This window comes from Pseudomonas sp. F8002, from assembly GCF_013385495.1.
In the GTDB taxonomy this organism is placed as follows: Bacteria; Pseudomonadota; Gammaproteobacteria; order Pseudomonadales; family Pseudomonadaceae; genus Aquipseudomonas.
On sequence record NZ_JACAPW010000030.1, the window covers coordinates 1 to 17,383 of the forward strand.

16 protein-coding genes are annotated in these 17,383 nt (G+C 62.7%); 10 read left to right on the top strand and 6 right to left on the bottom strand.

From position 1 onward, the window contains the following. Positions 1 to 53: 53 nt before the first annotated feature. Positions 54 to 539: a GFA family protein gene (locus HX811_RS21510; protein ID WP_177047289.1), complete on the bottom strand. Its 486-nt coding sequence runs from the start codon at positions 537 to 539 to the stop codon at positions 54 to 56. A 34-nt stretch (positions 540 to 573) separates the two neighbouring features. Beyond that, on the bottom strand, positions 574 to 1,485 hold the full coding sequence (locus tag HX811_RS21515; RefSeq protein ID WP_008436234.1) for a LysR family transcriptional regulator: 912 nt from the start codon (positions 1,483 to 1,485) through the stop codon (positions 574 to 576). Between the two features lie 202 nt (positions 1,486 to 1,687). Here HX811_RS21515 and HX811_RS21520 point away from each other — a divergent pair, with 202 nt between their 5' ends. The 8 genes from HX811_RS21520 (at position 1,688) to dctM (ending at position 10,391) form a co-directional block, all read left to right on the top strand. After that, positions 1,688 to 2,506, top strand: a complete 819-nt coding sequence (locus tag HX811_RS21520) for a MaoC family dehydratase N-terminal domain-containing protein (protein WP_177047291.1) — start codon at positions 1,688 to 1,690, stop codon at positions 2,504 to 2,506. Between the two features lie 31 nt (positions 2,507 to 2,537). Next, positions 2,538 to 3,701: an acyl-CoA dehydrogenase family protein gene (locus HX811_RS21525; protein ID WP_087694986.1), complete on the top strand. Its 1,164-nt coding sequence runs from the start codon at positions 2,538 to 2,540 to the stop codon at positions 3,699 to 3,701. Positions 3,702 to 3,711: 10 nt separating this feature from the next. Continuing rightward, entirely contained in the window at positions 3,712 to 5,061 is a 1,350-nt protein-coding gene (locus HX811_RS21530; protein ID WP_177047293.1) for an MmgE/PrpD family protein, read from the top strand. A 9-nt stretch (positions 5,062 to 5,070) separates the two neighbouring features. Then, a complete protein-coding gene (locus tag HX811_RS21535; protein WP_087694990.1) occupies positions 5,071 to 6,267 on the top strand; it encodes a CaiB/BaiF CoA-transferase family protein in 1,197 nt (398 codons plus the stop codon). A 14-nt stretch (positions 6,268 to 6,281) separates the two neighbouring features. Beyond that, positions 6,282 to 7,097 carry a CoA ester lyase gene (locus HX811_RS21540; RefSeq protein ID WP_003215055.1) on the top strand — a complete coding sequence of 272 codons (816 nt, stop codon included), beginning with the start codon at positions 6,282 to 6,284 and terminating at the stop codon, positions 7,095 to 7,097. A 222-nt stretch (positions 7,098 to 7,319) separates the two neighbouring features. Further along, positions 7,320 to 8,303 (top strand): C4-dicarboxylate TRAP substrate-binding protein DctP, encoded by a 984-nt coding sequence (dctP, locus tag HX811_RS21545; RefSeq protein ID WP_003215057.1) that lies wholly within the window; start codon positions 7,320 to 7,322, stop codon positions 8,301 to 8,303. Positions 8,304 to 8,478: 175 nt separating this feature from the next. Further along, entirely contained in the window at positions 8,479 to 9,111 is a 633-nt protein-coding gene (locus HX811_RS21550; RefSeq protein WP_003215060.1) for a TRAP transporter small permease, read from the top strand. Then, positions 9,111 to 10,391, top strand: coding sequence for a C4-dicarboxylate TRAP transporter large permease protein DctM (gene dctM, locus HX811_RS21555; protein WP_003215062.1), 1,281 nt, complete (start codon positions 9,111 to 9,113; stop codon positions 10,389 to 10,391). The genes HX811_RS21550 and dctM overlap by 1 nt, the downstream gene beginning before the upstream one ends. A 136-nt stretch (positions 10,392 to 10,527) precedes the next feature. Here the strand turns inward: dctM and ampC are convergent, their stop codons facing one another. Then, on the bottom strand, positions 10,528 to 11,682 hold the full coding sequence (gene ampC / locus HX811_RS21560) for a class C beta-lactamase (RefSeq protein ID WP_177047295.1): 1,155 nt from the start codon (positions 11,680 to 11,682) through the stop codon (positions 10,528 to 10,530). A 133-nt stretch (positions 11,683 to 11,815) separates the two neighbouring features. On the opposite strand from ampC, the gene HX811_RS21565 reads away from it, so the two are divergent. Together HX811_RS21565 and HX811_RS21570 are read left to right on the top strand one after the other, a co-directional pair. Further along, positions 11,816 to 12,691 carry a LysR family transcriptional regulator gene (locus HX811_RS21565; protein WP_177047297.1) on the top strand — a complete coding sequence of 292 codons (876 nt, stop codon included), beginning with the start codon at positions 11,816 to 11,818 and terminating at the stop codon, positions 12,689 to 12,691. A 190-nt stretch (positions 12,692 to 12,881) separates the two neighbouring features. Beyond that, positions 12,882 to 13,775 (top strand): LysR family transcriptional regulator, encoded by an 894-nt coding sequence (locus HX811_RS21570; protein WP_087694998.1) that lies wholly within the window; start codon positions 12,882 to 12,884, stop codon positions 13,773 to 13,775. Here the strand turns inward: HX811_RS21570 and HX811_RS21575 are convergent, their stop codons facing one another. The 3 genes from HX811_RS21575 to HX811_RS21585 all read right to left on the bottom strand — a co-directional run bounded on the left by HX811_RS21575 (position 13,776) and on the right by HX811_RS21585 (position 17,185). After that, positions 13,776 to 14,351: a DUF1349 domain-containing protein gene (locus tag HX811_RS21575; RefSeq protein ID WP_177029131.1), complete on the bottom strand. Its 576-nt coding sequence runs from the start codon at positions 14,349 to 14,351 to the stop codon at positions 13,776 to 13,778. Between the two features lie 72 nt (positions 14,352 to 14,423). Then, on the bottom strand, positions 14,424 to 15,926 hold the full coding sequence (locus tag HX811_RS21580) for an APC family permease (RefSeq protein ID WP_177047300.1): 1,503 nt from the start codon (positions 15,924 to 15,926) through the stop codon (positions 14,424 to 14,426). Continuing rightward, positions 15,923 to 17,185 carry an aspartate aminotransferase family protein gene (locus HX811_RS21585; RefSeq protein WP_087695004.1) on the bottom strand — a complete coding sequence of 421 codons (1,263 nt, stop codon included), beginning with the start codon at positions 17,183 to 17,185 and terminating at the stop codon, positions 15,923 to 15,925. The genes HX811_RS21580 and HX811_RS21585 overlap by 4 nt, the downstream gene beginning before the upstream one ends. Positions 17,186 to 17,383: the final 198 nt, after the last annotated feature.

Consider the following 17,383-nt stretch of genomic DNA (forward strand, 5'->3'; position numbering starts at 1 on the left):
CTGTAAGAGCGGAACCATAGGCGGCCTTTACCTAAATAACGGATATACACCCATCAGCCGAGCCCCAACCGCCCATGCCACTCGGCAATCGACTCCTCTGGATACTCCTCAAACTCCAGGTCCCCCGCGCGAACACTCACCTCAACCCACGGCGCCTTCGACCCCAGCATCAAATGCGTATGCTCCGGCGGCACCGGCAACGGCGTATCAATCGCCGAAGCAAACGGATGAATCAACTCCGGCCACTGCGGACTGAACAACCACAACCCCGACCCACACTGCGAACAAAAATGCCGCTCAGCCGTACTCGCATGCGCCCGGCTATCCCCCGGCCCTTTCATCCGCGCGTGATAAATCGAAATCAACTTGCGCCCCCGCACCTTGAGGCTCCTGGCATCCCCCCCAAGGTTGATCGCATACCCGCCACCCCCCTGGGTCTTGCGACAAATCGAGCAATAACACCGCTGATAAGGGTAGGGATGCGCACTCTCAAGACTGAACGAAACCGCGCCGCAATGGCAGGAACCTTCAAGCTGCATGACCAGATCTCCTTCGCAAAAGGGCAACCTTAGCTTAGGCGCCCGGCAACCGTGGCGGTTCCATCTCGGGCATCAAGGTCGCGATCAACGCACGAATCGTCCCCGGCAACGCCTCCAGTTCCCGCACCAGAATACTGCGCTCGCGCACCGCCCAAACCTCATCCAGCTTCACCGTCACCAGTTGCATGGTCCGGCTGTGCCGTACGGCGGCCGACTCGGGAATGATGCCGATCCCCACGCCCGCCTCAACCATCCGGCAGATCGCCTCGAAGCTCGACATTTGAATGCGCAACGACAAGTGCTTGCCCAGCCGCTCCACATGCTCACGCAGGAAACTCAGCAACGTGCTGCCGTCATGCAAGCCGATATGCTGATAAGCCAGGGTTTGCTCCAGCGTCACCGAAGGCAGGCCCGCCAGCGGATGCCCCACCGGTACCGTCAGCACCAGGTGGTCGGTGCTGAAGTGCAGCACCTGCAAACCCGATGCTTCCACAGGCCCGGCAATAATCCCCATGTCGCTGGTGCCATCCAGCACGCCCCGCACGATATCCCGCGACAGCCGCTCCTGCAGGTCCACCGTCACGCCGGGTCGCTGGGACAGGAAGCCGGCCAGCACCTCCGGGAGAAACTCGGTCACGGCGGTGGTGTTGGCAAAAATGCGGATATGTCCGGCCGAGTCGATGCCGTATTGGGTGAACTCGCTTTTCAGGTAATCCACCTGGCGCATGATCAGCCGCGCATGGTGCAGCAGCCGTTCGCCCGCCGGGGTGATCTCCACGCCACGGCTGTCGCGGTACAGCAGGCGGGTGTCGAGCTGGCCCTCCAGGGCCTTGATCCGCGCACTGGCGGCGGCCGGCGAAAGGAACGCGCGCTTGGCGCCCTGGGTCAGGCTGGGGGATTCGGCGATATGGATAAACAGGCGTAAGTCAGCCAGATCAAAGTGCATGCAAGGCTCCGGGGCAGCGACGAAGAACCCATGTGGGAGCAGGCAAGCCAGCTCCCACATTGATCATCCGGGTTCTTGAGATCTTTTTATGGGCGATGGCGTTCAGCATAGCCGAACGCTGCTTTATTGAAATGCAAATTCTCAGAACGGCCAAGGCCCAGCATGATCCGGTTCAGATTCCCTGCCCGAGGACATGCACCTGATGAGCGCCACAGACTGGATCGGCCGTAGCGAAACAGCCCACGACCACTTTAGCCACAACCTGCTCAAACGCATCGCCGCCACCTTTGGCGAAGCGCCACCGGCAGATGGCGAGCCGGTTCCGCCCTTGTGGCAATGGTGCTTTTTCCAGGACCCGCTGCCCGAATCCGCCCTGGGCGGTGACGGTCATCCGGCCCGTGGCGGCTTCCTGCCGCCGGCCGATAATCGCAACCGCATGTGGGCCGGCGGGCGTATCGAGTTCTTCCATGCATTGCGTGCCGGTGAGGCCGCCACCCGCGTTTCGACCATCACCCAGGTGGAAGAAAAAACCGGTCGCACCGGCTCGTTGTTGTTCGTCACCGTGCGCCACGACTATTCCCAGGACGGCCGCCTGGCCCTGCGCGAAGAACAGGACATCGTCTACCGCGAACCCACACCGCCCAAGCAGGGCAGTGGTGACGCGCTCCCCGAAGGCGCCTGGCGTGAAGCGGTCGACCCGACGCCAACCCTGTTGTTCCGCTACAGCGCCGTGACCTTCAACGGCCACCGCATTCACTACGACTACCCCTATGTCACCGGCACCGAAGGTTATTCGGGGCTGGTGGTGCACGGGCCGCTGATCGCCACCTTGAGCCTGCGCGCATTTTGCCGCGCCAACCCCGCGGCCACGTTGCGCCGTTTCTCGTATCGCGGCGTGCGTCCGTTGATTGCCCCGCAAGCCTTTGAAGTGGGCGGGCACATCACCGCGCCGGGCGTCGCGGAACTGTGGGCGGGCAACGCCGACGGCCTGGCCCAGCGCGCCGAACTGCATTTCGAATAAACCTCCAAGAACAACAGGCGGAGAGCCGTTAATGAACCCGAATGACAACGAAGAACTGAATGCCATCCGCGAAGGCGTGCGCGCACTCTGCGCCGAATTCGACGCCGCCTACTGGCGCAAGGTCGATGAAGAAAAGGGCTTCCCGGAAGCCTTCGTCAAAGCCTTGACCGACGCCGGCTGGCTGTCGGCAATGATCCCGGAAGCCTACGGCGGCTCCGGCCTGGGGCTGGCGGAAGCCTCGGTGATTCTGGAAGAAGTGAACCGCTGCGGCGGCAACTCCGGCACCGTCCACGGCCAGATGTACAACATGTTCACCTTGCTGCGTCACGGCAGCGAAGCACAGAAAAGCTTCTACCTGCCCAAGCTCGCCAGCGGCGAATTGCGCCTGCAGTCGATGGCCGTGACCGAGCCCACCACCGGCACCGACACCACCAAAATCAAGACCACCGCAGTCAAGCGCGGCGACAAGTACGTGATCAATGGCCAGAAAGTCTGGATCTCGCGGGTGCAGCATTCCGACCTGATGATCCTGCTGGCCCGCACCACGCCGTTGGCCGAGGTGAAGAAAAAATCCGAAGGCATGTCGATCTTCCTGGTGGACTTGCGGGAAGCCATCGGCAACGGCCTGACCGTGCAGCCCATCGCCAACATGGTCAACCACGAGACCAACGAACTGTTCTTCGACAACCTGGAGTTGCCGCTGGACAGCCTGATTGGCGAGGAGGGCAAGGGCTTTCGCTACATCCTCGACGGCCTCAACGCCGAACGCACCCTAATTGCCGCCGAGTGCATCGGCGATGGCCGCTGGTTTATCGAGAAAGCCAGCGCCTATGCCCGCGACCGCGTGGTATTTGGTCGGCCCATCGGACAGAACCAGGGCGTGCAGTTCCCGATTGCCGAAGCCCATATCGAGATCGAAGCGGCCGACTTGATGCGCTGGCGTGCCTGTGAGGAATACGACAGCGGCGCCAATGCCGGGGCCAGCGCGAACATGGCCAAGTACCTCGCGGCCAAGGCTTCCTGGGAGGCGGCCAACGCCTGCCTGCAAACCCACGGCGGCTTCGGGTTTGCCTGCGAATACGACGTGGAGCGCAAGTTCCGCGAAACACGCCTGTATCAGGTTGCGCCGATCTCCACCAACCTGATCCTGTCCTACGTGGCCGAGCATCTGCTCGAACTGCCACGCAGCTTCTGAGGGCCCGACCATGAGCCATACCCAAGCGCTGTGTCGGTTCCTCGCCGAGTTGAATTACGCACAATTGCCGGACGCCGTACTCGCCCGCACCGAAGACCTGTTCCTCGACTGGCTCGCCTCGGCGCTGGCCAGCAAGGGCGCGCATCCGATCCCGCTGTTCGAACGTTATGCCCGCAGGATGGGCCCGGCTGATGGCCCGGCGCAGATCATCGTCAACGGCGGCAGCAGCAGTGCCTATTTCGCCGCGCTGGTGAATGGCGCGTCGTCGCACCTGGTGGAGCAGGATGACCTGCACAACAGCTCGGTATTGCACCCGGCGACCGTGGTGTTTCCGGCTGCATTGGCGGCGGCGCAAGACCTCGGCAAGTCCGGTCGCGAACTGCTGCTGGCCTCGGTGGCCGGTTACGAAGCCGGGATTCGCATCGGCGAATTCATGGGCCGCTCCCACTACCGGATCTTCCACACCACGGCCACCGTCGGCACCCTCGCGGCGGCGGTGGCCGTGGGCAAATTGCTCGACTTCAACCAAGAGCAATTCATCAACCTGCTGGGCAGTGCCGGCACTCAGGCGGCCGGGCTGTGGGAGTTCCTGCGAGATGCCGCCGACTCCAAGCAACTGCACACTGCCAAGGCCGCTGCCGATGGTTTGCTGGCGGCTTACCTGACGGCGGACGGGCTGACCGGTGCGCGCAATATTCTGGAAGGCGATCAGGGTATGGCGGCGGGCATGTCCACCGACGCCGACCCAGGCAAATTGTCGGATCGCCTCGGCAGCCGCTGGGCGCTGCTGGAAACGTCGTTCAAGTTCCATGCCTCGTGCCGGCATACCCATCCGGCCGCGGATGCGCTGCTGGATCTGATGCAGCGCGAAGGGCTCGGCCATGAGCAGATCGCCCATGTGGAAACTCGCGTTCACCAGGGCGCCATCGACGTGTTGGGCCGGGTGACGCTGCCGCAGACCGTGCACCAGGCCAAGTTTTCCATGGGCACCGTGCTGGGGTTGATTGCCGTGCATGGCAAGGCCGGGCTGACCGAGTTTCACGAGCTGGCGCTGAGCGACGGGGACGTGGCGGCGTTTCGCGACAAGGTCTCCATGACCCTCGACGCCGAAGTCGACGGTGCCTATCCGCAGCGCTGGCTGGGCCGGGTGATCGTGACCACCGCCGATGGTCGCACCCTGCACGGCGCCATCGACGAACCCAAGGGCGACCCGGGCAACACCCTGAACCGCTCGGAGCTGGCCGACAAGTTCCAGCGCCTGACTCAATTCAGCGGTGCCCGCACACCCGCGCAAACCACCGGGCTGATCGAAAAAGTCTGGGACCCGCGCAACGCCGCGTCCCTGGCTCACTGGCTTTAAGGAACTGTCATGACCGCTAATCAACGACCGCTGGACGGCATCACCGTTGTCAGCCTGGAACACGCGATTGCCGCACCGTTCTGCACCCGCCAGTTGGCCGACCTGGGCGCGCGGGTGATCAAGATCGAACGTCCCGGGGCGGGCGACTTTGCCCGTGGCTATGACGAGCGCGTGCGCGGCCTGGCCTCGCATTTCGTGTGGACCAACCGCTCCAAGGAAAGCCTGACCCTGGACCTCAAGCACGACGATGCCGGGGACATCCTGGAAACCCTGCTGGCCGATGCCGATGTGCTGGTGCAGAACCTCGCACCGGGCGCGGCCGCGCGCATGGGTTTGTCATTCGAGGCGCTGCATGAGCGTTTCCCGCGGCTGATCGTCTGCGACATCTCCGGCTATGGCGAGGGTGGCCCGTATGAAAAGAAAAAGGCCTACGACCTGCTGATCCAGAGCGAAGGCGGCTTTCTCTCGGTCACCGGTGGCCCGGGTGAAGACCAGATGGCCAAGGCCGGCTGCTCCATCGCCGATATCTCGGCCGGGATGTACGCCTACAGCGGCATCCTCTCGGCGCTGCTGCTGCGGGGCAAGACCGGGCAGGGCAGTCGCATCGACGTCAGCATGCTGGAAAGCCTGGTGGAGTGGATGGGCTATCCGATGTATTACGCGTTCGACGGCGCGCCCCAGCCACCGCGCGCGGGTGCGGCGCATTCGACGATCTACCCCTACGGGCCGTTTCCCACCGGCGACGGCGGCACGGTGATGCTCGGGTTGCAGAATGAGCGGGAATGGGCGGCGTTCTGCGACAAGGTGCTGCTTACCCCGGAATTGGCCACAGACGAGCGTTTCTCGGCCAACTTCAAGCGTTCGGAAAACCGCGACGTGCTGCGCCAGATCATCGTCGACCGTTTTGCGCAGATGAGCGCCGAGGGCGTGATCCAGCGCCTGGAAGACGCGCAAATCGCCAGTGCACGAGTCAACGACATGCAAGGCGTGTGGGACCACCCGCAGCTCAAGGCCCGGGACAGTTGGCGTGAAGTCGACAGCCCGGCGGGCAAATTACCGTCGTTGCTGCCACCGGCACGCAATGCCGCGTTCACCCCGCGGATGGATGCGGTGCCGGGGCTGGGGCAGCACAGCCAGGGGATTCTCGACCAGCTGGGTTACTCCGCTGAAGCCATCGACGGCCTGCGTATCCGCGGCGTTATTTGACAAGGAATCGAACGATGCCAACCTCTCTTGTGCGCTCTGCGCTGTTTGTACCGGGCAGCCGACCGGAACGTTTTGCCAAGGCCCTGGCCAGTGGCGCCGATGCGGTGATTGTGGATTTTGAAGACGCGGTGGAAGAGCCGCTCAAGCGTCAGGCCCGGGACAACCTCGGGGTGTTTTTGCAGGCGACGCCAGCGGCGCGGGTGTGGGTGCGGATCAACGCGCCGGAGCATCCCGAGCATTTTGCCGATGTGGCGTTCTGTCAGGCCCACGCCGGAGTCGCGGGGGTGTTGCTGCCCAAGGTTGAAAGTGCGGCCCAGGTGGCCGTGGTGGCTGCAACGGGCAAGGCTATCTGGCCGATTATCGAGAGTGCGCGGGGTTTGCTGGCGGTGGCGGAAATCGCCCATGCGCCGCTGGTGGAACGCCTGTCGTTTGGTGGCCTGGACCTGGCGCTGGACTTGAACCTGAGCAGCGGCTCCCCGGCCGCGCAATTTGCCCTGGACCAGGCTCGCCTTGCCTTGATCGTGCATTCCCGCGCCGCCGGGCTGGTGGCGCCGCTGGACGGCGTGCACCCGGCGATCGACGACCCCGAAGGCCTGCGCCGTTCGATTCGGCATGCCTATGAAATGGGCTTTGCCGGCGCGTTGTGTATCCATCCCAAGCAGGTGGCGGTGATTCACCAGGCGTTGGCCCCCAGTGCCGAGGATCTGGCCTGGGCCAAACGGGTGGTGGACGCTGGTGCCCATGGGGCCGGGGCGTATCAGCTGGACGGGCAGATGGTGGATGCACCGGTGTTGTTGCGGGCCCAACGATTATTAGCCGCGCAACCGTAGAAATGTGGGAGCGGGCTTGCTCGCGAAAGCGGTGGGTCAGCCAGTGCATCCGGTGACTGGCACACCGCTTTCGCGAGCAAGCCAGCTCCCACATTGGATCTCTGTTGTTTGCAAAATAGGCGTTCGTCCACGCCGAACGCAGGTATCTAAAATTCGAAATTCTCTATACGCGTGACATCAGGCACCTTGCCCTATAACACAACAATAAGAAGGTGATTTTCCATGCTCAAGCTTTCTCGGGCGCTGTTCTGCGCCGCCACCTTGTTTGCCGCGGGCCTGGCCCAGGCGGCCGACCCCATCGTGATCAAGTTCGCCCACGTCGTCGCGGAAAACACCCCCAAAGGCCAGGGCGCCTTGCTGTTCAAGAAGCTCGCTGAAGAACGCCTGCCCGGCCGGGTGAAAGTCGAGGTGTACCCCAACTCCTCGCTGTTCGGCGACGGCAAGGAAATGGAAGCGCTGCTGCTGGGCGACGTGCAGATGCTGGCGCCGTCCCTGGCCAAGTTTGAGCAGTACACCAAGCAAGTACAGATCTACGACCTGCCGTTCCTGTTCAACGACCTGGCGGCGGTCGACCGTTTCCAGGCGGCCCAGGGCAAGGCGTTGCTGACCTCGATGCAAGACAAGAACATCCTCGGCCTGGCCTATTGGCACAACGGCCTCAAGCAACTGTCGGCGAACAAGGCATTGCGTGAGCCCAAGGATGCCCGTGGCCTGAAATTCCGCGTGCAGGCCTCCAGCGTCCTGGAAGAGCAGTTCAAGGCGATCCGCGCCAACCCGCGCAAGATGAGTTTTGCCGAGGTGTACCAAGGCTTGCAGACCGGCACCGTCAACGGCACCGAGAACACCTGGTCGAACTATGAAAGCCAGAAGGTCAACGAAGTGCAGAAGTACTTCACCGAATCCAACCATGGCCTGATCGACTACATGGTGATCACCAACGCCAAGTTCTGGAACGGCCTGCCGCCGGATGTGCGCACCACTCTGGACCAGGTCATGGTTGAAGTCACCGTCGAGGTGAACAAGCAGGCCGAGGCGCTGAACCAGTCGGCCAAGCAGAAGATCATCGACGCCAAGACCAGCGAAATCATCGAACTGACGCCGGAGCAACGCCAGCTCTGGCGCGAAGCCATGCGCCCGGTGTGGCAGAAGTTCGAAGGTGAAATCGGCGCTGACCTGATCAAGGCGGCCGACGCGTCGAACCAGTAATTTGGAGAGCACCGAGATCAAATGTGGGAGCGGGCTTGCTCGCGAATGCGGTGTATCAGTCACCGAATGCATCAACTGAAAGACTGCATTCGCGAGCAAGCCCGCTCCCACATGTTGATCCGGTTCCCGCCTCCAAGCCTTGCACACACCTATCTCCGCTTCGCGAGGTTTTGCCATGCAAACGCTAAGGCGCGTCTGGGAGCACCTGGAGGAAGGCTTTATCGCCATCCTGCTGGCCGCCATGACCCTGGTGACTTTTGTCTACGTCATGCTCAACAACATCTACACCCTGTTCTTTGCCCTTGCCGACAAGTGGGCGTGGAGCAGCGGTTTCTTCAACGCCCTGGGTGACCACACCATGGGCTGGGCCCAGGACATGACCTGGAGCGTGGCGCTGACCAAGGCCATGTTCGGCTGGCTGATTTTCTTTGGCATCTCCTACGGCGTGCGCACCGCCGGCCACTTGGGCGTGGACGCGCTGGTCAAGCTGACGCCGCGCCGGGTGCAGCGCCTGCTGGGCATGCTGGCTTGCCTGTGCTGCCTGGCCTACGCCGGGTTGTTCATGGTTGCCAGCTACAAATGGCTGAGTGCGGTCACCACCGCGCACATCGGCGCCGAAGACCTCGACAAGTTCGGCATCGACGTCGACGACATCGTGGTGATCGTGCCCATCGGCTTTGCCCTGGTGTTCATCCGCTACCTGGAAATTTTCTACCGCATCTTCACCCACCGCCAAACCGGGCTGGGCCTGGCCGACGAAGCCGGTGAAGCCAGCAAGTTGGCCGGCAGCCATGAGGAGCGTCACTGATGGCCGTTCTGTGTCTGTTTTTGCTGCTGTTCGTGTTCATGTTCCTCGGTGTGCCCATCGCGATTTCCCTGGGGTTGTCGGGCGCGGTGTCGATCCTGATGTTCAGCCCGGACTCGGTGAGTTCCCTGGCAATCAAGCTGTTTGAAACCTCGGACGCCTATACCTTCCTGGCGATTCCGTTCTTCCTGTTGTCGGGTGCGTTCATGACCACCGGTGGCGTGGCGCAGCGGCTGATCGACTTTGCCAACGCCTGCGTCGGGCATATCCGCGGCGGGCTGGCGATTGCGGCGGTGCTGGCATGCATGCTGTTTGCCGCACTGTCGGGCTCCTCGCCCGCGACAGTGGCGGCGGTGGGTTCGATTGCCGTGGCGGGCATGGTGCGCTCGGGCTACCCGAAGGAATTCGGCGCCGGGATCATCTGCAACGCCGGTACCCTGGGCATCCTGATTCCGCCGTCGATCGTGATGGTGGTTTACTCGGCCGCCACGGAAACCTCGGTGGGCAAGCTGTTCATGGCCGGGGTGATTCCGGGCCTGCTGCTGGGCTTGATGCTGATGGTCGCGATCTACATCGTCGCGCGCATCAAGAAACTGCCGGCCCAGCCACGGGCGACCTTCCGCGAGTGGCTGACCTGCGCCCGCCGGGCATTCTGGGGCCTGTTGCTGCTGGTGATCATCCTGGGCGGGATCTACAGCGGCATGTTCACCCCGACCGAAGCGGCGGCGGTGGCGGCGGTGTACTCGGCGTTTGTCGCGCTGTTCATCTACAAGGACATGAAGATCAGGGATTGCCCCAAGGTGCTGCTGGAGTCCGGGCGCCTGGCGATCATGCTGATGTTTATCATCGCCAACGCCATGCTCTTCGCCCACGTGCTGACTACGGAGCAGATTCCCCAGGAAATCACCGCGTGGGTGATCTCCGAGGGCCTGACGCCGATTGGTTTCCTGATCATGGTCAACGTGGTGTTGCTGGTGGCGGGCAGCTTTATGGAGCCGTCGGCGATCGTGCTGATCCTGGCGCCGATCTTTTTCCCGATTGCGATGAAGCTGGGGATCGACCCGATACACCTGGGGATTGTGATGGTGGTCAATATGGAGATTGGCCTGGTGCATCCGCCGGTGGGGTTGAACCTGTTTGTGACCTCGGCGGTGACCGGGCTGACCCTGGGGCAGACCATCCGCGCGGCGTTGCCGTGGCTGATGATCCTGCTGGTGTTCCTGATCATGGTGACTTACCTGCCGTTCATATCGCTGGCCTTGCCGCACTGGCTGGGGATGTAAATCCAACTTGAATCACGCCACAAAACAATGTGGGAGCGGGCTTGCCCGCGATGAGGGCGTGTCAGCCAGCACATATGCCGACTGATACACCGCCATCGCGGGCAAGCCCGCTCCCACATTTGAGGTGTGCAGGGATTTATTTATCCATCGCACTCAAGATCGCATGGGCCACTTTCACCCGTTCGGCATTCGGGTAGTTCTTGTTCGCCAGGATCACCACCCCCAGGCCTTTGCTCGGCACGTACGCCACATAGGCGCCAAAACCACCGGTGGCGCCAGTCTTGTTCACCAGCGTGTCGGCATGGGGCGCTTGCGGTGGTGTCAGCCAGTTGACCTTGTGGGGCTGAAAGGCCATTTGCGCCGAGTTGCCTTCCGTCAATGCATCCAGCGTGATTGGGTAGGGGTACATCTCCCAGCCGAGGCCCTGGGTCATGCCATCCACCGTGTAGTAGCCGGTGTGAGTTGCGGCAATCGCCTGTTGCAGCGGCTTCTCCAGCTTCGCCGGGTGCATGTTCACTTCAACGTACTGAATCAGGTCCGAGGTGCTGGTCTTGATGCCGTAGGCCTCGGCGTCCAGGGCGCCAGGCCCGACGCGCACCGGTTTGCCGGACTTGTCGTAACCCTGGGCGTACAGGTTCATTTGTGACTTGGGTACGCTGATAAAGGTGTGCTTGAGGCCGAGTTTCGGCAGCAGGGTCTGCGCCATCAACCGGTCAAACGGCTGGCCCAGGCTTTGCGCTGCCAGGTGGCCGAACAAGCCGATGCTCGGGTTGGAATACAGGCGTTGGGTGCCGGGAGCGAAGTCCGGTTTCCATTGCTGGTAGTAGCTGATCATCTTGCCGGCGTTATCGGACTCATCGGGGAATTGCAGGGGCAAGCCACCTGCGGTGTAGGTGCCGAGGTTGAGCAGGCTGATGTGGTCAAACGTGTCGCCGCGCAATGCCGGCAGGTATTGGCTGGCCGGGTCCGACAGCTTCAGCTTGCCGTTGGCCAGGGCATAGCCGGCGAGGGTGGCGGTGAAGGTCTTGCTCACCGAGCCGATTTCAAACAGGGTGTTTTCGGTGACGGGCTGCTTGCTCTCCTTGCTGGCAACGCCGTAGTTAAAGTATTGCGCCTTGCCGTTCTGTACGATTGCCACCGACAGGCCGGCGATGTCCTGTTGCTGCATCAGGGGCTGGACAGTACTGTCCACGACCTGACGCATGTCGGTAGCCGCCATGCAGTTGCCTGCGCCGAGCAATAAGGCGAATATCGCGGTGTTGCGCACGGTTGGAAAAAGGGATGTGTACATGATGACGTGACTTCCATGAAGGTGATCGGGTGAATACCGTTGCCTGCGCAGGCGCCGCAAATCTAGGCAGTTTGTGATCCCGCAGCAAACGATGATATCTCGCAACAGCCATTAGAAAAATTAGGGTCAAGCCATGCTCCGTTCCCATTTGCCACTCAACGCGCTGCGAGCCTTCGAGGCGTCTGCGCGGCATTTGAGTTTTACCCGGGCGGCGATTGAATTGTGCGTCACCCAGGCGGCGGTCAGTCACCAGGTGAAAAGCCTGGAGGCGCAGCTCAATGTCACGCTGTTCAAACGCCTGCCCCGGGGCCTGATGCTCACCAGCGAGGGCGAGACCCTGCTGCCGGTGTTGCGCGAATCCTTCGACCGGATAGCTCAAACCTTAGGCCAGTTTGAAGGTGGGCATTACCGCGAAGTATTGACGGTAGGCGCGGTGGGCACCTTTGCGGTGGGCTGGCTGTTGCCGCGGCTTGCGGATTTCCAGGCGCGCTACCCGTTTATCGACTTGCGCCTGTCCACCAACAACAACCGCGTCGACGTGGCGGCCGAAGGCCTGGATTACGCAATCCGGTTTGGTGCCGGCGCGTGGCACGGCACCGAGGCGTGCCAGTTGCTGGAGGCGCCGCTGACGGTGCTGTGCGTGCCGCAACTTGCTCGGCAATTGCAGACTCCGGCGGACCTGTTGAAGCACACGCTGCTGCGCTCATATCGCGCGGATGAGTGGACGCAATGGTTCCAGGCCGCGGGATTGCCAGCCGACACGCTGGTGCCGCGCAGTATCGTTTTCGACTCGTCTCTGGCGATGATGGAGGCGGCGCTGCAAGGGGCGGGGGTGGCCCTGGCGCCGGCGATGATGTTCAGCCGGCAGTTGGCGACGGACGTGATTCGCCAGCCGTTCGAGATCGGCATCACCACCGGCAGTTATTGGCTGACGCGCTTGCAGTCACGGGCCGAGACGCCGGCGATGCTGGCGTTCAAGACGTGGTTGCGTGAAGTGGTCATGCACTGAGGTTGGGTCGACGCTGTGGCGAGGGAGCTTGCTCCCGCTGGGCTGCGTAGCGGCCCCAAAGAAGCGACGGTGTTAGTTCAGCAAGAACGCGGCGGATGGTTTCAGGGGCGCTGTGCAACCCAGCGGGAGCAAGCTCCCTCGCCACAGGTTATTCTCCCACTCGGTCTGCCACTGATCATAAGAGGCTGCAATGCAAACTTCCGGCGTAGACATCCGTCAACTCAAGGCCTTCGTGGTGGTGGCCGAGGAGCTCAGCTTCGTGCGCGCCGCGACCCGCCTGCATGTCTCGCAACCGGCGCTGTCCCAGACCATCCGCCAGTTTGAGGCGCTGCTGGACGTACAACTGTTCCAACGCAACACCCGCAACGTAGCACTGACCGAAGCCGGCCTGGCCTTGCTGGTAGAGGCGCGGGAAATCGTCAATGGCGTAAGCCGCCTGGTACGCACCGCCCACGAACATGCACGCGGCGTACGCGGCTCATTGAATATCGGCTTCCTGATCGGCGCGGGTGTGGACTTGATGCCGCAAATCCTCAGCGTGTTCGCCAGGCGCTACCCGGAGATCGAACTGGTGGTGCGCGAGTATGACTTCGGCTCGCCCCATGCCGGGATCGACGAGGGCATGGACGTATCGGTGCTGCGCCCGCCACTGGGCCTGCCGGACATCGAGTTGCACACTCTGGTGACCGAACCCTGCGTGGCGTGCCTGGCGTCCAGCCACCGGTTGGCCGGGGAGAGCAGCGTGAGCATCTACGACGTGCTGGATGAACCGATCATTGCTGCACCGGGAGTGGGCGTGTGGCGCAGTTTCTGGACCGCCGACGCGTACCGCGATGGCCAGCCGGCGCGGATCGTCCATGAAGCTTCGACGGTGGAGACCGAGTTGCAGGCGGTGGCGTCGGAGCGCGGGATCAGTATCACCGCGCTGTCCACCGCACGTTTTTATGCACGGCCCGGCCTGGCCTTCCCGGTGATCAGCGATATGCCGATGTGTGAAGTGGCGGTCGCCTTGCCGCCACAACCGAGTGTGGCGGCGCGCAACTTTGCCGAGTTGGCGATGGAAGTGGCGAGCAGCCGGGGTTAGTCAGGACAGGTCGTGCAGGGATTTGCCGTTGGGCGCACTTACCTGAAGCTCGGAAAACTCCACCTCCAGCCCGCCACGTTCCGGCGTGCAGCAATAAGGTCCCACCCGATACGACGCAGCCACGGGGAACGGCGCCAGGCGCACCAATGGCCAGCTCACGCCATCCACCGACACCTGCACGCGCAGCACGCCCTTGGCCACGGTGGCGCGAATCCAGAACGCCTCGGGATCACCCGGGAACACACCGGTGGCCCAGTCCGACACACCATCGGTCAATACGCTGCTCAACAGCGTCACACCGTCGGACAGCTCTGCACCGATCTTCACCCAATGGGCTTCATCCACCCGCACCATCAACCCGGCCTGGTCATACAGGTGGGTAAACGCGCTGTGGATCTTGACCTGGGCGGTGAAGTCACCGTCGGTTTCGACGAACAGGAAATGCCCGTTGTCGCGCACAAAACCATAGTGGGTTTCGCGCCAGAAATCGGTGCTGGCATCGGTGCGCACCTTGAGGCGCTGGCCTTCTCGGCTCCATTGCTGGGGTTGATTGAGCCAGCTGGCCTGTTCAAACATCGGGAAGCTCCTTGAAGGTGACAAGACAAAACCCCGGCGCCCGGGGTTTTGTTGTTTGGCTGCAATCAGCGGCTAGTGGTCGAGCAATTTGCCGCTCGGCCCGGCGGTGCCATTGTTAAGGCGCGTGCGCAGCGAAAACAACCACCACAGCACGCCGACCCCGAGTGTAACCCCGGTGGTGATGGCGCCGGTGTGGCTTTCTTCGGGCACGCTCAGGGTCAGGATCACCGCGATGGCCCACAGGCCGCCGAGGACGATCATCGGCAACAACCACTTGCCCAGGCTGAACACACCCGCAGGCGCCCCCGGCATCCGGCCGTTTTTATAGGCCAGGTACGCGGCAATCAGCGTCAGCAGGTAGGTGCAGTAGTAGGTCAGGCCGACCATCGAGTAGATCGCCGTGACAAACCCGCCGCTCGCCAGGTTCAGCAGCACGGCAATGGCGGTGATCAGCACGATGGCGGCGACCGGCGTACCGAAGTGCGGGTTGATCTTCGCCAGCACCTTGGAGCCCGGCAGCATGTTGTCCCGGGACAGGGCGAAGGTCATGCGCGTGGCCACCGCCATGTTGGCGATGAGGCAGGCGAGGATCGAGGCGAAGGCGATCACGATCATGCCCACGCCGGCGGCGTTGCCCAGTTGCAGGCGCACGATATTGATCACCGGGTTTTCGCTGTGGCTGAGCAGCTCGCTGACCGACCCCGGGATCGCAATGCTCAGCAAGGCGAACACCACGAAGCCCAGCACGCTGGACACCAGCACCGCTCGCAGCATCGCCCGGGGCGCGGCGCGGCGTGGGTCCTTGGTTTCTTCGGACAGGTCGGCGGCGCCTTCCCAACCCAGCAGCACCGAGACCGGCAGCAAGGTGGCGAGGGCGAGGGTGGTGAAGCTGAGGGTGCCGCCGCTCACCGGTTGTGCGGAGGTCAGGATCGCCACGCCCTGGGTGTGCTCGAAGAAGAAAAACACCCCGAAGAACAACGCAACCGCCAGCAGCACCGTGCCGATGATTTCGATGATCGCGCCGATGTCGTTGATCCGCGTGGCCAGGCGAATCCCGCAGATGTTCAGCAGGCCTACCACCAGCGTGGCACCGATGCTCAGGCCCTGGATCTGGCCCTGTGTCGGGTTGGCCCAGATCTCCGGCGCGAACACCGTGCCGATGGCCGCCGAGGTGGCGGCTGTACCGGCGACAAACGAGGTGAACGCGACCCAGCCGGTAAACCAGCCGAAGTGATTGCCCGCCAACCGGCTGGACCATTGGTAGGCGTAGCCGGTAAGCGGAATGCGCCCGGCCAGGTGGCAGTAGACCATGACGATGCAGCACACCAGCGGGATCACCAGCAGCCACAAAAGGATGCCGATACCGCCGACGCGGTTGAACGGGTCGGCGAACAGCGTGACCACCCCGGTGTTGATCGAGACCATGGAAAAGGCCAGGGCAAACGAGGTGAACGAACTCATGGTGCGGTGCATCTTTTGCTCGTAGCCAAGGCTGGCCAGATCGGCGTCGTCGCTGGACAGCGGGGCCTGGGCATTCGGCGGGGCGGTCACGGTGTTTTCAACGAATGTGCTCATGGCCGTTGCTCCTCGATGATGCCGATCACCTCGTCCAGCACATCGAGGGCCTTGGCCAGCAACGGGCGTTCGATATCCAGAGGAGGCTTGACCTTGATCAGGTTACCCAGCCCGGCGTAGCGGCTTTCGCCAAACAATACGCCGCGCTCCACCCCAAGGCGATACACCTCCTGGGATTCCCGGCAGGCCGGTTCCTTGGTGGTGCGGTCCTTGACCAGCTCGATGGACGCCATCAGCCCGGGGCAGCGCACGTCGCCGATCAGCGGGTGGCGGGTTTGCATGTCCTTGAGGCGGGCGGTGATGTAGTCGCCGGAGTCGCGGGCCTTTTCGCAGAGGTTGTCGGCGACGATCGCTTCCACCGTGGCGTAGCCGGCGGCCAGCGAGACCGGGAAGTGGCCGAAGGTCAGGGCTTCTTCACCTTCGTCGAACCACTTGAGCTTGTCATCGGCGAGGATCCCGGCCAGCGGGAAGCCGCCGCCGACGCCTTTGCCGAACACGATGATGTCGGGCAGCACGTCGTAATAGTCCGCAGCGAACATCGTGCCCATGCGCCCGAAACCGGTCTGCACTTCATCAAAAATCAGCAGCACGCCGAGGCGGTCGCAGATCTCGCGCACGCCTTTGTAGTAGGAGCGGGGGAACTCGATATGCCCGCCATTGCCCTGGATCGGTTCCATCATCACTGCTGCCACGCCACCGTCGACGCCCTTGAGGATGGTTTCTTCCAGCAGGCCAAGGCACAGCTGCGACTCGGTTTCCGGGTCCATGCCCAGGCGCGTGCGGTACGGGTTGGGGTGGGGGACGCGGGTGAAACGTGGCTGGATCGCCAGGAACGGATTGTTCGGGTGCGGCCAACTGGCGCCGAGGGTGGCCAGGGAGCGGCCGTGGTAGCCGTCCTGCAGCACCAGCAGGTTCTGTGCGCCAGGGCGGTTCTTGAAAGCCAGTTTCATCGCCATTTCACCGGCGAGGCTGCCATGCAGGGCAAAGCCCATCTGGTTGAGGGCGCCCGGGGAGACTTCCCGCAGCTTCTTCACCAGCCGGGTGTGGGCCGGTGAGCCAAAGTTGGGGCGGATGTGAGTCATTTCGCGCAATTGCGCGACGGCGGCTTCCACCACCCGGGGGTCATTGGCCCCCAAATTGTTCGACCAGGCCTGGGCGGTACAGTCGATGTATTCCTTGCCCTGGTCGTCCCATACCAGCGAGCCTCGGGCCTTGACCAGGTTGATCTTGGCGGGTGCGGTGTTCATCACTTCATTCATCTGCGTTATCTCTTTTGTTAGGGCGGCAGTGTTTGGGGATGTGTGCAGTTAGGGTTGTGACTCGCTGCATCGAGTTGACCCGATGCTAGTCCCGGGGACGGGAGGAATAGAAAGACCGATTGCAGTGGGATTGATTGGCGTGGCTTATTAATAGAATCCTCTGAAACAAAATGAAACATTTGTCGCGGGCCAGCCTCT